This is a genomic window from Streptomyces halobius (assembly GCF_023277745.1).
Classification (GTDB): Bacteria; Actinomycetota; Actinomycetes; order Streptomycetales; family Streptomycetaceae; genus Streptomyces; species Streptomyces halobius.
In genome coordinates this window covers 6,197,570-6,211,658 of the sequence record NZ_CP086322.1, presented here as the reverse complement: position 1 = coordinate 6,211,658, position 14,089 = coordinate 6,197,570, and the positions used below count along the sequence as shown (strand labels likewise).

General features: G+C 68.1%; 9 protein-coding genes, 2 tRNA genes and 1 pseudogene. 10 read left to right on the top strand and 2 right to left on the bottom strand.

Annotated elements, in window-relative coordinates:
- The first annotated feature begins 73 nt into the window (after positions 1-73).
- The 6 genes and pseudogenes from ehuB (at position 74) to K9S39_RS28215 (ending at position 5,178) form a co-directional block, all read left to right on the top strand.
- Positions 74-1,003, top strand: a complete 930-nt coding sequence (gene ehuB / locus K9S39_RS28240; protein WP_248866148.1) for an ectoine/hydroxyectoine ABC transporter substrate-binding protein EhuB — start codon at positions 74-76, stop codon at positions 1,001-1,003.
- Complete coding sequence (gene ehuC, locus K9S39_RS28235; protein ID WP_248866147.1) at positions 1,000-1,728, top strand: ectoine/hydroxyectoine ABC transporter permease subunit EhuC; 729 nt, start codon at positions 1,000-1,002, stop codon at positions 1,726-1,728. Before ehuB ends, ehuC begins: the two co-directional genes overlap by 4 nt.
- A complete protein-coding gene (gene ehuD / locus K9S39_RS28230) occupies positions 1,725-2,378 on the top strand; it encodes an ectoine/hydroxyectoine ABC transporter permease subunit EhuD (RefSeq protein WP_248866145.1) in 654 nt (217 codons plus the stop codon). Before ehuC ends, ehuD begins: the two co-directional genes overlap by 4 nt.
- Complete coding sequence (gene ehuA, locus K9S39_RS28225) at positions 2,368-3,180, top strand: ectoine/hydroxyectoine ABC transporter ATP-binding protein EhuA (protein ID WP_283112952.1); 813 nt, start codon at positions 2,368-2,370, stop codon at positions 3,178-3,180. Before ehuD ends, ehuA begins: the two co-directional genes overlap by 11 nt.
- Positions 3,181-4,070: 890 nt before the next feature.
- Positions 4,071-4,846: pseudogene (locus K9S39_RS28220) on the top strand (IclR family transcriptional regulator).
- A gap of 258 nt (positions 4,847-5,104) precedes the next feature.
- Positions 5,105-5,178: transfer RNA gene (locus K9S39_RS28215), tRNA-Lys, on the top strand.
- A 345-nt stretch (positions 5,179-5,523) separates the two neighbouring features.
- Here the strand turns inward: K9S39_RS28215 and K9S39_RS28210 are convergent.
- Together K9S39_RS28210 and K9S39_RS28205 are read right to left on the bottom strand one after the other, a co-directional pair.
- Complete coding sequence (locus K9S39_RS28210; RefSeq protein WP_248866142.1) at positions 5,524-6,507, bottom strand: hypothetical protein; 984 nt, start codon at positions 6,505-6,507, stop codon at positions 5,524-5,526.
- A gap of 599 nt (positions 6,508-7,106) precedes the next feature.
- On the bottom strand, positions 7,107-7,526 hold the full coding sequence (locus tag K9S39_RS28205; RefSeq protein WP_248866141.1) for an SsgA family sporulation/cell division regulator: 420 nt from the start codon (positions 7,524-7,526) through the stop codon (positions 7,107-7,109).
- Positions 7,527-8,373: 847 nt separating this feature from the next.
- Between K9S39_RS28205 and K9S39_RS28200 the strand changes: the two genes are divergently transcribed.
- The 4 genes from K9S39_RS28200 (at position 8,374) to K9S39_RS28185 (ending at position 13,985) form a co-directional block, all read left to right on the top strand.
- Positions 8,374-8,447: transfer RNA gene (locus K9S39_RS28200), tRNA-Lys, on the top strand.
- Positions 8,448-8,990: 543 nt separating this feature from the next.
- Positions 8,991-9,674 carry a FadR/GntR family transcriptional regulator gene (locus K9S39_RS28195; protein WP_248866139.1) on the top strand — a complete coding sequence of 228 codons (684 nt, stop codon included), beginning with the start codon at positions 8,991-8,993 and terminating at the stop codon, positions 9,672-9,674.
- Between the two features lie 433 nt (positions 9,675-10,107).
- Positions 10,108-12,033 (top strand): glycosyltransferase family 2 protein, encoded by a 1,926-nt coding sequence (locus K9S39_RS28190; RefSeq protein WP_248866137.1) that lies wholly within the window; start codon positions 10,108-10,110, stop codon positions 12,031-12,033.
- On the top strand, positions 12,030-13,985 hold the full coding sequence (locus K9S39_RS28185; protein WP_248866135.1) for a radical copper oxidase GlxA: 1,956 nt from the start codon (positions 12,030-12,032) through the stop codon (positions 13,983-13,985). Before K9S39_RS28190 ends, K9S39_RS28185 begins: the two co-directional genes overlap by 4 nt.
- The last annotated feature ends 104 nt before the right edge of the window (positions 13,986-14,089 follow it).

Genomic DNA, 14,089 nt, shown 5'->3' with positions numbered 1-14,089 from the left:
ATGCTCCTTCCGCTTACATCAAGGGCTGGAAACTATCGGCATATGTTCAGCCGGGTCGGGTAGTCGCGCGCCCATGCCTCCACCACAGGGGAACACCTCAGGAATCAACAAAAAAGGGATCAGCCGCCGCTCGCTACTTGCCGGTGCGGCGGCGTTCGGTGCGGCCGGCGCGATCGGTGCGACCGCCGGATGCGCACGAGTGGACATCTCGGGAGCGAAGGACGGGGGACATCTGCTCGACGATCTGCGGGACAAGGGCACCGTACGGATGGGCATCGCCAGCGAGCCGCCGTACGCGTCGATCAACAGCCGCGGAGAGCTCACCGGCGAGGCGCCCGCCGTCGCCAAGACCATCTTCCAGCGACTGGGGGTCGAGAACTTCGAACCGGTGCCGGTCGAGTTCGGCGGACTGGTCCCCGGGCTGCACTCGATGCAGTTCGATGTGATCGTCGCGGGCATGTTCATCAACAAGGCCCGCTGTGCGGCGGTCCTCTTCTCGGACCCGGACTATGAGTCGAAGGACGGCTTCCTCGTCCCGAAGGGCAACCCGAAGAAGATCAAGAGGTACAAGGACGTCGCCGCGCAGGGCCTCCGCATGGGCACCGGCGTCGGATACGCGGAGATCGAGTACGCCAAGGCCAACGGCGTCAAGAAGAGCCAGATCTCCCTCTACCCCGACCAGATCGCCGGTATGGAAGCCCTGGAGGCCGGGCGCATCGACTGCTTCGCGGGGACCGCCCTGACGATGATCGAGGCACTGAAGACCGGTGAGCACCCCAAGGTGGGGATGACCGACCCGTTCACCCCCATGGTCGACGGCGAACCGCAGCGGGACGGCGGCGGTTACGGATTCCGGCTGGGGGAGACCAAAATCCGGGACGCGTTCAACACCGAGCTGCACAAGATGAAGAAGAGCGGCGAACTCCTGCGGATCGCCAAACCGTTCGGATTCACCGAGGAGTTCATGACGGACCTGACAGCAGAGGAGCTCTGCAAGAAATGACCGGTCCTCTCTGGCAACTCTTCTTCGAAGGCGTCTGGGTCACCGTCCAGTTGATGATCTACAGCGCCCTGCTCGCGGGCACCGTGGCCTTCGGTATCGGCATGGCGCGCACCTCCCGCCACAAGCCCGTCCGTTTCCTGGCCGGTGTCTATGTGGAGTTCTTCCGCGGCACCTCCGCCCTGGTCCTGATGTTCTGGCTGTTCTTCGCGCTGCCGCTGCTCGGCTGGCAGCTGGCCGGCATGTGGGCGGGCACCCTCGCGCTGGGCCTCTCCTACGGCGCGTACGGGTCCGAAGTCGTCCGCGGGGCCATCCAGTCGGTGGCCCCGGCGCAGCGGGAGGCGGCCATCGCGCTGAGCTTCTCGCCGTGGCAGCGGATGCGAAAGGTGATCCTGCCGCAGGCCGTCCCCGAGATGATGCCGCCGTTCAACAACCTGCTGATCGAGCTGCTCAAGGGCACCGCGCTGGCATCGCTGCTGTCCATCGGCGAGCTCACCTTCCAGGCCAAGCTCGCCCGGCTCTCCACCGGTGAGAGCGCGCAGGTCTACGGGATCATCCTGGTGATGTACTTCGTGATCGCCTTCGTCGTCACACGGGTGATGCGCCTGCTGGAGCGCCGCGCCAAGGCGTCCATCGGCCAGAAGCCGGAGAAGGCGGGCTGGTTCTCCCGCAAGCTTCCGGTCGAGGAACTGGAGACGCAGATCGCGGCAGCGGGGGGTAACCGATGAATACCTGGTCCTGGGACTACGTCGGCGAGATCATGCCGCAGCTCCTCCACGGGCTGTGGATCACCGTGCAGGCGACGATCTACGGTTCGCTGGTGTCCTTCGCCCTCGGGCTCGTCTGGGCGCTCGCGCTGCGTTCGGGGAACCGCTGGGTGACCTGGCCGGTGAGCGTCGTCGTCGAGTTCATCCGCAACACCCCGCTGCTGGTGCAGCTGTTCTTCCTGTTCTTCGTGCTGCCGAGCTGGGGCGTGACCTTCGGACCGCTGACCACGGGGGTCATCGGACTGGGTCTGCACTACTCGACGTACACCGCCGAGGTCTACCGCGCCGGCATCGACGCGGTGCCGGCCGGGCAGTGGGAGGCGGCCACCGCGCTGAGCCTGCCGCGCCGCCGCACCTGGACCGCGGTGATCCTGCCGCAGGCGTTCCGCCGGGTGGTCCCCGCGCTCGGCAATTATGTGATCGCGATGTTCAAGGACACCCCGATGCTGTCGGCCATCACGGTGACCGACATGCTCTTCGAAGCGAACAGCATCGGCGCCACCACCTTCGACTACATGGAACCGATCACGATCGTCGGTGTCCTCTTCGTCGTGATCTCGTACCCCACTTCCCTCCTCCTGCGAGTCCTGGAGCGTCGCCTTGTCCGCTGACAGCAACCTTTCCAAGGAAACGAACCCCGCGGTGGACGGCAGTGAGCTGATCCGCTTCGACCGCGTCACCAAGCGCTTCGGGACCAACACGGTCCTGGATTCGCTGGACTTCACGGTCTCCTCCGGCAAACACGTCACCCTGATCGGCCCGTCCGGCTCCGGCAAGACGACGATTCTGCGGCTGCTGATGACGCTGCTGAAGCCGGACGAGGGGACCATCAAGGTCGGCGGCTCCTACCTCACCCACGAGGAGAAGGCCGGCAAGCTCGTCCCGGCCGGCGAGAAGCACATCCGCGAGGTGCGCAAGAACATCGGCATGGTGTTCCAGCAGTTCAACCTGTTCCCCAACATGAAGGTGCTGCGGAACATCACCGAGGCACCGGTGCACGTCCTGGGCCTGAGCAAGGACGAGGCCGAGGAGCGCGCCCGCGGGCTGCTCGATCTGGTCGGCCTGACCGAGCACCTCGACAAGTACCCGACCCAGCTCTCCGGCGGCCAGCAGCAGCGGGTCGCCATCGCGCGGGCGCTGGCGATGCGGCCGCAGGTACTGCTGCTGGACGAGGTCACCTCGGCGCTCGACCCGGAGCTGGTGGCCGGTGTGCTGGACGTGCTGCGCGACATCGCCCACACGACGGACATCACCATGCTCTGTGTGACGCACGAGATGAACTTCGCGAGGGACATCTCCGACGATGTGCTGATGTTCGACCAGGGCCGGGTCATCGAGTCCGGCTCCCCGGAGAAGATCTTCACCGAGCCGGAGCACGAGCGGACCCGGGAATTCCTGAGCGCGGTGCTCTGAGCGGTCCGTCCTGATCCACCGCAGGGTGGTGTGCCCCGTCACCCGGGGCGCACCGCCCTTTCACGTTTCCCCGCACCCACAACACGACGTCCGGGTTCCGGAATTCCGCTCTGCTGCGCCACTGCGCCCCTGTTCCGTCACCCCCATGCCTGCTCGCCTGTTCCTCAAGTCGATGGCCTATGGCCGAAACCAGATCTAGCGTCTACGGTCGACGACACCCTCGAAGACGGCCCGCGTATCGAGGTACGCGGCGTCGTCAACGCCAACGGCCCACACGGTTACCGCTGTTACGGCAACGCCAAGGGCGGCCGGCAGATCCGCGACTTCGACCGCCAGATGGCGGAGAATCACGGCTTCCTGTGGTACGTCAGCACGTGGAAGGGCGGCAAGGTCAAGGCGACCAGCGGCGAAAAGATACTCATGACGTCCTGAGAAGCCGAGAAAATGGGGTGGGTCCGTCGATCTGTTTTCAGGGAATCTGTTTTGAGAGGAGACGAGTTCCGACACCCTGCCCCGCTACCATCAATGTCCTGCCTGATGCCCTGTCTGATCCTTTGTTCAAAGGTCTACCTGACGCCCCGCCTGCCGTCTGCCTGACGTCTGTCCGACTACCTGACATCCCCCTCGCGGAACCGGCCGCGCACACGGCCGGTTCCGCACCCTTCCAAGGTCTCCCGCACCCCGTGACCTCGACATATGCCAACGCCATAAGCCGCAGTACAGCAAAGGGGCACGCAACTCTTTTCAGTCAAGACCCCCTCCATCGAGGGCCGTTCACCGCTATCGTGATACGAGCCCGTTGTGCGGGAGCGGTCGCGCGCTGCGCCGATCGACCGTGTCCGCCAACAACGGTCACGACGCAAGCGGTAACAACCTGCTAGGGGGACACCGTGGCGCTGAAGCCCGAGCCGACCGCGCCGTTCCATTCGGTGCAGTACGCCCTTCGCGTACTCGAAACCATCTCCAAGCGCGCCGACGGCGTGACCGATGTGCAGATCGCCCGGGAAACCGGACTGCCCACGGGCCACCTCGCCCACATGCTGTCGATGCTGCGGCGCGAGGCCTATGTGGAACAGCTCGCCGACGGCGCGTATGTCGTCGGTGAATCGCTGCTCCTGCTGGGTTCCGGCGGCGACCGCGACCGCGCGCTGCGGGACAAGCTCCAGCTCACCCTGGACGACCTGCGGGACTCGGTCGGCGCGGCGGTCTACGTCAGCCGGTACATCGACGGCGAGGTGAAAATCCTCCACTACGCCGACGGACCGACCGCGCCCAAGGTCAACGAGTGGGCCGAATTCCGCCGCACGGCACACGCCAGCGCGGTCGGCAAGTGCCTGCTCGCCCAGCTGGACCACGACGGCCGCATGGACCACCTCTCACGTCACAAGACCGCCCGGCTCACGTCCCGGACCGGCTCACGTCCCGGACGATCACCAACGAGAAGGTGCTGTTCCACAAGCTCGACAGCCAGCCGCCGACGGTGCCCGTACTGGATCTCCAGGAGTACGCCGTCGGCACGGTCTGCGCCGCCGTACCGATCACGGCCGGATCGACGGTCGGCTGCCTCGCCCTGTCGATGCCGCTGGAGCACGCCCACCGTCTGCGCCAGGCCGCCGATGCCCTGAACCGCGGGGCCGCGCCGGTGCTGCTGTCGCTGGCGATCTGAGGCGGGAGGGACGGGCGGACGCTGGTCCGGCTCCGGGGGCGCACGGTCCGTTCGGGTCGGCCGGGTTCAGGTCGGCCGGTCCGTACGGTCCGGGGTGCCGCCCCGTCCGCGAACTCGGGCTTGCGGCGGGGCGCCAAGGTCGTTTGGCAGGGCCGTCCGGTGGGCTGTGCCGTCGGGGCGGTGGGCGCCGCGGTGAGCGCCCGGTGGGCGTGGTCTCAGGCACCCCTACGGACCAGGTAGTATTTCTTTCGTCAGCGCGCGCCGCTAGCTCAGTTGGTTAGAGCAGCTGACTCTTAATCAGCGGGTCCGGGGTTCGAGTCCCTGGCGGCGCACGTAGGAAGTGGGCGTTCTCGGTTCTCCGGGGACGCCCACTTCGTTGTCGGGGTGTGCAGATACTCGCCCGGGTGGGCGAGGAAGTGATCGAATCGACGCCGCCCTCAAACGCGCCCGTCAACCCCCCAGTACTCCCCTCAACCCCCAGTACTACCGCCCCCTCATGACCAACCCGTGGTCTGACGCCTGCGGCGTGCGCCGCTCGCAACGTCAATCACGGGCGGTGAAGGAGCGGACACAGCAGGGAGGAGGCAGTCGCGGGGAGCAATGCGGGGAGAGGGGAGGGGGTGGGGGCGAGCCCCCCGGAACGCTGGGCAGGGCCAGACGGAGGAGCGCTTGAGTGGTCAGGCCGCTGCTGTGAGGGAGGTGGTTGTCGGCTGGCCGGCGGTTTGTACCAGGGCCGTGTAGGAGCGGCGGAGGGCGATGAGGGATTCCTGGGCCTCCCGGTAGACGGCGGCGTCGGGGCCGCCTCGGTGGGCGAGGGTGCGGACCGGGGCGCAGTGACGGTCCATTGCGCTGAGCCAGGCGCGGTGCTGTGCCGGGAGGTGGCGGCGGACGAGTTGCCGCCTGCCCTCGCCCATGCGACGTCCGCCGACGCCCAGTACCGCGTCCGCGGCCTGCAGTACGGGCGGTTCCAGGGCGCCCTGTTCGGCAAGTGCGGCCAGCACGGCGCGCTGTTGGGGAGTCGCCGGGGCGGCCGCCAGTTCCGCGGCCTCGGAGTGGAGTTGGGCGCGCAAGGCGTGCTGGACACGGACCAGGCGGCGCAGGGCCGTCGGCGTGGACGAGTCGTCGGGTGAACGGCCCGCGAGGGTTTCCGCGAGGCGGAAGAGCCAGATTCCGTGTGCTTCGAGCCGGGTGGCGGCCAGCATCAAGCGGTCCAGGCGGCTGAGGGGCTGGTCCTCCGGGGCCCAGCGGACGATGGGTACGAGCTGTTCCGTACGGGCCAGTTGGTCGATGGGTATGTGGCGTCGCGGTTTGCGCTCGGGTGCCCAGTTGTGCAGCGCCAGGGTGGGCAGCGCTATGAACTGGTCGTGGTCGATGCGGTGGGCGATGGCTGCCCACAGGTCGAGGAACGCCTCGTCGGCGACCTGGCGTGCGGCGGGTGCGAGCGGGTCGAGTCCGCTCCAGCCGCAGGACACCGCGATCATCGCCACCCGCATCGCGGCGGCCTCGGCGTTGCGCGGTGACAGACGTGAGACCCGTTGCCGCAGGGCGCTCAACTCATCGGCGTGGTGGGCGCGTTCGACGATGGCGATGGCGTTCTCGCGGCACGGGGCGACCGCTGCCGCGCGGGCGAGGGCGTCCAGCCGGGTCCAGGTTCCGATCATGGAGCGGACGGGGGGCCGCTCCGGCAGAAAGCCGTGCGCCCGCGGGTCGTGCGCCGCCGGACAGGCCGGCGCGGCCCAGGCCGGGGGGACGGATCCAGCGTCGGGGACCGGTCCTGCGGCGGGAGCGGATCCAGCGGCGGGGACGGATCCACCCGCGGAGGCGGCCCCTGCGGTGTGGGCCCCGGCCACGGAAGGGGAGCCATCTGCGCAGGTCGCCCCGGCCTCGGAGCCAGGCATGGCCGCGGCTGCAGGCCCCGCCTCGGAAGCCGTCCAGGCTGCGGACGCGGGCCCAGCCTGGGAGGCGGCTCCCGCCTCCGGGGCACGCGACGGCTCGGGAGCCGCCCCGCCCACGGAAACAGACCCGCCCACAGGCGCAGAACCGCCCGCAGACGCAGAACCGGCAACGGAAGCAGGCCCGGCCTCCGAGGCGCTCCCGGCCCGGCGGGAGCCCAAGCCCGCGTCGGGCCGGGTCACCCCCGCCTCACGGGCCGGCCGGCCGTCCGCGCGGGGCGTGGTACGCCGGGTTCTGGCGGCTGACGTGCTCTGCTCACCGCGTTCGGCATCGGTCATGGTGGTAGCCGTAGTGGCAGTCGTCGTCATCAGCACTTCCCCGCGAGCAGCCGAGCCAGATGGACGTCCATGTCGACATGGCGAGACTCCTGGCCGGGCGGCACGATGGCCGTGGTCTGCTCCAGCCATGAGGTGAGTTCCGTCGCGCGCACGGACAGCGCGCAGACGGTGTCGTCGGTGGACAGGTCTATGTGCACATGGCGCTGCCCGTAGGGCCCGTGGACGGGCCGCACCCGTACGTCCCCCTCCCCCGCTTCGCCGTCCAGTCCGTCCAGCAGCAGATCGCGGGCGAACTGCCAGGTGGCGATGGTGCGGCCACGGCTGATGAAGGCGACCTCCACCTCGTACGGGCGGTCGCTGCGGTAGCTGCACCGGCCGGCCACCGGAACCACTGCGTCCGGCCCGAGGAGGAGCCACATCTCAAGGGTGCGCTGGGCTGTCGACACCACGACGATCAACCTTTCCGATGGAGGGGCGAGTCCCGGTGGACCGAATCCGGGGCGCGCGTCCTAGCAGACGCTGTCGCGAGGGGCGGGGTTGCCCCGAGGCGACGGAGGAGTGACGGACGCCATGGCCGGAAGGGGTGCGCGGGCGGTCCCGGCCGGCCTGAGGCGCAGCCGGGGCGGAGGCCGTCCGGGGAGTGCCGTGGGGTGGTGCGCCCGGCGCCGGAGAGGCTGCGCCCCGGGCCCGGCGATGCCCCACCGGACAGGCCCTACGTCCGCGCTGGACGGGTGCCACCGCTCCCGCGGCCGTACGCGACGCGCCCGGCGGTGGCATTCCGGCTCCTTCCGGGGTCGGTGGGCTCTCTCGCCTCGACTGCGTTGGCTGCCCCGACTGCCTTGGTGCTCGCGTCAGCCCGTCGATGGGTGATGGACACCGCGTGCTGACGGTGCAGCTGGTGGCACCGGTGCAACGGGTGGCACCGGTGCAACTGTGATCCAGGGCCATGCCCTCTTGCTCTTGCGGCCGCGGGTCTTGATCCGTCTTGATCTGCTTCTGGCTAGGGGCGTCGCCGCTTCCGGCTACGGAGGTTGTCGCCCCGTGGTCACGAACGCTGATCTCCGGCCACGAACTCGATCTTCACAGACCAATTCGGGCGGCCGGCCAGTCGAAGGTCCCGAGATCACGGGACTTTCGGCCCGCGAGGAAAGCGGGTCCCGTGGGGTAAGGGCGGCGGCAGTGGTCGCCAGCGACGAGGCACGGAGTGGCGGGGGTCACAGGTATTGACTGTGTGGGCGGGGAGGTCGTGGGTACGGAGCACGTCCGAAGTTCGTGTAAAGTTCTTCAGGTCAGCGCGCGCCGCTAGCTCAGTTGGTTAGAGCAGCTGACTCTTAATCAGCGGGTCCGGGGTTCGAGTCCCTGGCGGCGCACGTAGTACTGAGGCCCCTCGCCATGCGAGGGGCCTCAGTCGTTGCGCCGATGCCGCAGCGGCCTCGGCGGCGCCGCCCGCGTCGGGCATTCCTCTCGCGTCGCTCCAGCGCCCGTCACTGCCCCTATCGATCCCCGCGTTCGCGCAAATCCCGGCGCAAATCGAGCGCCATATCGGTGCGCCCGGTGACGCATGTGTCGCTATGCGTATCGGGCGCATGTGTCGCTATGCGTATCGCCCGCCCGCCCCAATGTCCTTCATTCCGTGGACGCGACTTACGGCGAGACAGATGCACTTACTGCGATGGAGACGACTTACGGCGAGGCAGGTGTCGTTGACGCCGGACTGACGACAGACGGACGACAGGCAGACAACGGACGGACAGCAGACGGACGGTCGACCGACGGCAGGCTTTACCCCCGGCGGGACAATCCTTTAGCAGTGGAGAGCCCCTGCGGGCCCCCTTTCCCCGCGTTTTTGTACGGCGCGACGAAATGCCGGCATTTCTCTGGTCAAACGCGAGCCGCCGGTGCAGAGTCACCGCATGGCGCGCGACATCGGGGACCGGATCAAGAAGCTGATCATCGAGCGGCGGCTGCCGTCCGGTGCCGCGCTGCCGACGGAGCCGGAGCTGATGGCGCTGCTCGGGGTGAGCCGGAATTCCGTGCGGGAGGCGCTCAAGGGGCTGCAGGCGATGGGCATCGTGGAGATCCGGCACGGGTTCGGGACGTATGTCGGGCCGATGTCGATGGCGCCGATGAGCGAGGGCCTGGCGTTCCGGACGGTGGCCGGGCATCTGCGGGGTGAGGACAGTCTGCGGCAGCTGCTGGCGCTGCGGGAGGCGGTCGAGGCCGGGTTGATCGCGCGGCTGGCCGGGCGGATGCCGGCTGCCGATCTCGCGGAGCTGGACGGGCTGGTGACGCGGATGGCGCGGGAGGCCGCGTCGGGTGCGGTGGCGGCGCAGACGGACCGGGCGTTTCATGCCGTGCTCTACCGAGGGCTGGCGATTCCGTTGTTGAGCGAGGTGCTGGATGCGTTCTGGGAGGCGTTTCACCGGGTGCAGATGGACCTGGTGGCGGAGGCGACGGTGGATCCGCGGGCCACCTGGCATCAGCACCGGGAGATCGTGGTGGCGGTGCGGGCCGGTGACGCGGTGGGTGCGGAGTGGGCGGTGCGACAGCATTTCGACAACATCCGCCAGAGGTTGCACAGTTCCGGAACGAAGTGATGTGGCCTGCGCCATAAACCGTCCTGCAATGCACACTCTTGTCCGTAAACATCGCGTTTCAGTCTTGCGATCATGAAGGCGGTCCGGGAACCTGACCTGGGACCTCGGCAAACCGGATGATGAGTCGGATGTCGTGCCGGACGTCGGACGGATCGACGGATCGTGATGGACGGATCGTTGGATCGCCGAACGGGCCGTGGTCGCCGAGTTGTTGGGGATCCGGAGTCGTGGACACCCCGGCCGTCATGACCTGAGCGCGGAGCCCGGCGTTCCGGAAAGCCGGCCAAGCGTTCATCATGAAACCGGAAGATGGCCGTCAGCGTCTTGGACCGCGGGCGGCCGACATCAGTGAGCCCGAGTCGGTCGAGGGGGACCGAGGTACGGCCATCAGCGAGGGCACGCAGCCGGTGTTGCGTGCGGGGGGATGGACTCAATGACGTCGCCGCCTGACGACGCCCGCCAGCAGCATTCGTACGATCCGTCCGCGACGACACGCCTGCGCGTGCCACGCCAGCACTGGCAGCGGTACACCCGGCGAAAGCCGCTGCCGCGCTACGACTACGAGCACTACAGCCGCCTCGCCGGGCCGCTCACCCAGCCCGACCCGAGCAGGCCCTACAAGGTCCGCTACCGCTCCCTGCTGGCCGACGAGCCGCACCGCATCCGGGCGGCCCTGCTGCTCGGCGCCGCGCCGCTGGTCTCGCTTGGCCTGCTCGCCTGGCTGCTGCAGCCCGCCCACTGGACCCGGCGCGACTATCCCGACTTCGACTTCCTGCCGGTGCTGGACGTCGTCATGCTCGTCTCGATCGGTCTGATCGAGTTCTTCCGCTGCATGAACGTTCTGTCCAACGCGCATGCCACCCTCGTCGCCCGCGACCCCGTCCCGGTCGTCCCGGAGCACGGCACCCGCGTCGCCTTCCTCACCTCCTTCGTGCCCGGCAAGGAGCCGCTCGCGATGGTGACGAAGACGCTGGAGGCGGCGGTCAAGGTGCGCCACCGGGGGCTGTTGCACGTCTGGCTGCTGGACGAGGGCGACGACCCCGAGGTCAAGGAGGTCTGCCGGCGACTCGGTGTGCACCACTTCACCCGCAAGGGCGTGCCGGAATGGAACCGGCCCAAGGGCCCGCACCGCGCCAGGACCAAGCACGGCAACTACAACGCCTGGCTCCAGGCGCACGGCGACTCCTACGACTACTTCGCATCCGTCGACACCGACCACGTTCCGCTGCCCAATTACCTGGAGCGAATGCTGGGTTTCTTCCGCGACCCGGATGTCGGATTCGTCATCGGCCCGCAGGTGTACGGGAATTACGACACCTTCGTCACCAAGGCCGCCGAGTCCCAGCAGTTCCTCTTCCACGCGCTGATCCAGCGGGCCGGAAACCGCTATGGCGCACCGATGTTCGTCGGTACGTCCAATGCCGTACGCATCACGGCACTGAAGCAGATCGGCGGGCTGTACGACTCGATCACCGAGGACATGGCGACCGGATTCGAAATGCACCGGCACCGCAATCCGGCGACCGGGAAGAAATGGAAGTCGGTCTACACCCCGGACGTACTCGCGGTCGGCGAGGGGCCGACGGCCTGGACGGACTTCTTCACCCAGCAACTGCGCTGGTCGCGCGGGACGTACGAGACGATCCTCAAGCAGTTCTGGAAGGCGCCGTTCACGCTGCCCCCCGGCCGGCTCTTCAACTACACCATGATGGTGATCTTCTACCCGATGTCGGCGCTGAACTGGATTCTGGCGGCGCTCAGCTGTGCGCTGTTCCTGGGTCTGGGCGCCTCGGGTGTGCAGATCGATCCGTCGGTGTGGATGATGCTGTACGGCAATGCCTCGGCACTGCAGATCGGGCTGTATATCTGGAACCGTCGGCACAATGTCTCGCCGCATGAGCCGGAGGGGTCCGGCGGGGTGGCCGGCATGGTGATGTCCGCGCTTTCCGCGCCGATTTACGCCCGTTCGCTGTTCGATGCCGTACTGCGCCGCAAGAGCAAGTTCGTGGTGACGCCGAAGGGCGATTCGTCCAGCCCGGACACGCTCTTCGGGACGTTCCGGGTGCATCTCTTCTTCATCGTGGTCTTCGGCGGTTCGCTTGCGTCCTCGTTCTGGCTCGGCCACAGTCATCCGGCGATGATCACATGGGCCTCGCTGGCCCTGCTGGTCACCGCCGCGCCGATCGCGGCCTGGCGGGCGTCCCTACGCCGCGAGAAGCGGCGCCGGGCGACGACCGCCGCGACGGCGGCCCAGGCGCCCGACGGACCGCCCGCCCCGGACACCCGGGCCACCACGGCCACTGACCCGGCCACGACCGAACAGACCATCCAGATCGCCCTTGGGGGACGTCGCACATGAAATACCGTCCGAGCCGTCGCGCGCGCAGAATCGCGATAGCGACGGTGGTGGTGCTCGCACTCGCCGGGATGAACGGCCCGGCGCTTTACGAATTCGCCTCGGAGAAATACCACCACTACGAGATCAACAAGCCCGAGTACAAGGCGGAGAACGGGCACTGGGATGTCGTCGACGTCCCCGACAAGTACCGCATCAACACGATCCACGCGGCTCTGCTGCACACCGGGAAAGTCCTGCTGGTCGCCGGTTCGGGCAATGACGCGGCCAACTTCAAGGCCAAGTCGTTCCGTACGGTGCTGTGGGACCCGGAGAAGAACACCTTCAAGAACATCCCCACCCCCACGGACCTCTTCTGCTCCGGGCACACCCAACTGCCGGACGGCAAGCTCCTGGTGGCCGGCGGCACCCAGCGGTACGAGACGCTGAAGGGCGATGTGAAGAAGGCCGGCGGCCTCATGATCGTCTACAACGAGGACCCGGACGCGCCCCGGACGTTCCCGGCCGGCACGCGCTTCACCGGCAAGGAGAACGGCAAGACATTCGCGTCCAAGGACCCGATCGTGGTGCCGCGCGCGAAGAAGACCAAGGATCCGGCGACCGGCAAGGTCACCGTGACGCACAGCGAGGCCCGGGTCTACGTCGAAGCCCTCAAGGACGGCCGCAAGTACTCCACGGGCGCCCAGGACAACTACCGCATCGAGGGCCTGACCGGCGCGGACGCCCGTAACTTCTACGGCATCGCGCAGAAGCTGTCCTTCGACAAGAAGGACTTCCAGGGGATCAAGGACTCGTTCGAGTTCGACCCGGTGGCCGAACGCTACATCCGCCTCGACCCGATGAACGAGGCCCGCTGGTACCCGACCCTGACCGCCCTTCAGGACGGCAAGGTCCTGTCCACCTCCGGACTGGACGAGATCGGACAGGTCGTCCCCGGCAAGCAGGAGATCTTCGACCCGAAGACGAAGAAGTGGACCTACCTGCCCAAGCAGCGCTTCTTCCCGACCTACCCGGCGCTCTTCCTCACCGACCAGGGCCGGATCTTCTACACCGGCTCCAACGCGGGCTACGGCCCGGCCGACGTCGGCCGCACCCCCGGCCTCTGGGACCTGAAAACCAACAAGTTCCAGGCCATACCCGGGATGAGCGACCCGAAGATCCTCGAAACGTCGATGTCGGTGCTGCTGCCGCCCGCTCAGGAACAGCGTTACATGGTGCTCGGCGGCGGCGGGGTCGGCGAGGACCCCAGCGCCACCGACAAGAGGCGGCTCGTGGATCTGCACGCTCCCTCCCCGCGCTTCAAGGACGGGCCGCCGCTGTACGCCAAGGCCCGCTACCCGAGCAGTGTGATCCTGCCGGACGACACCGTGCTGACCACCAACGGGTCCGGCGACTACCGGGGGCGCAGCGCCTCCAACATCCTCAAGGCGGAGCTGTACGACCCGAAGGCCAACACCTCCCGGCCGGTGGCCGATCCGCTGGTGGGCCGCAACTACCACTCCGGGGCACTGCTCCTCCCGGACGGCCGGGTGATGACCTTCGGCTCCGACTCCCTCTTCGCCGACAAGGACAACACCAAGCCCGGTGTCTTCCAGCAGCAGATCGACCTCTACACGCCGCCGTATCTCTTCCACGGCTCGCGCCCCGAGCTGACGGACCCGGGCCCCAAGAAGACGGTCGCCCTCGGCGGCAAGGCGACCTTCCGCTCCCCGGACGCCTCGGCGATCAAGAAGATGCGGCTGATGCGACCCGGCTCGTTCACCCATGTCACCAACGTCGAACAGCGGTCGATCGCGCTGAACTTCACGACGACGAAGGACGGGGTGACGGTCACCCTGCCGGACGATCCGTCGCTGGTGCCGCCCGGCTGGTACATGCTGACCGCGGTGGACGGCAAGGGGACGCCGTCGAAGGCGGTGTGGGTGAAGGTGCCGCCGGCGAAGAAAGCGGGCTGAGAAGCTGACCGGCAGAGGGGCGCCCCGGGTGCGTGACCCGGGGCGCCTCTTGCGTGAGGGGCTGGGTGTGGCGGCCGAGCCCGGCCACGCCGCCCCCTCCGCTC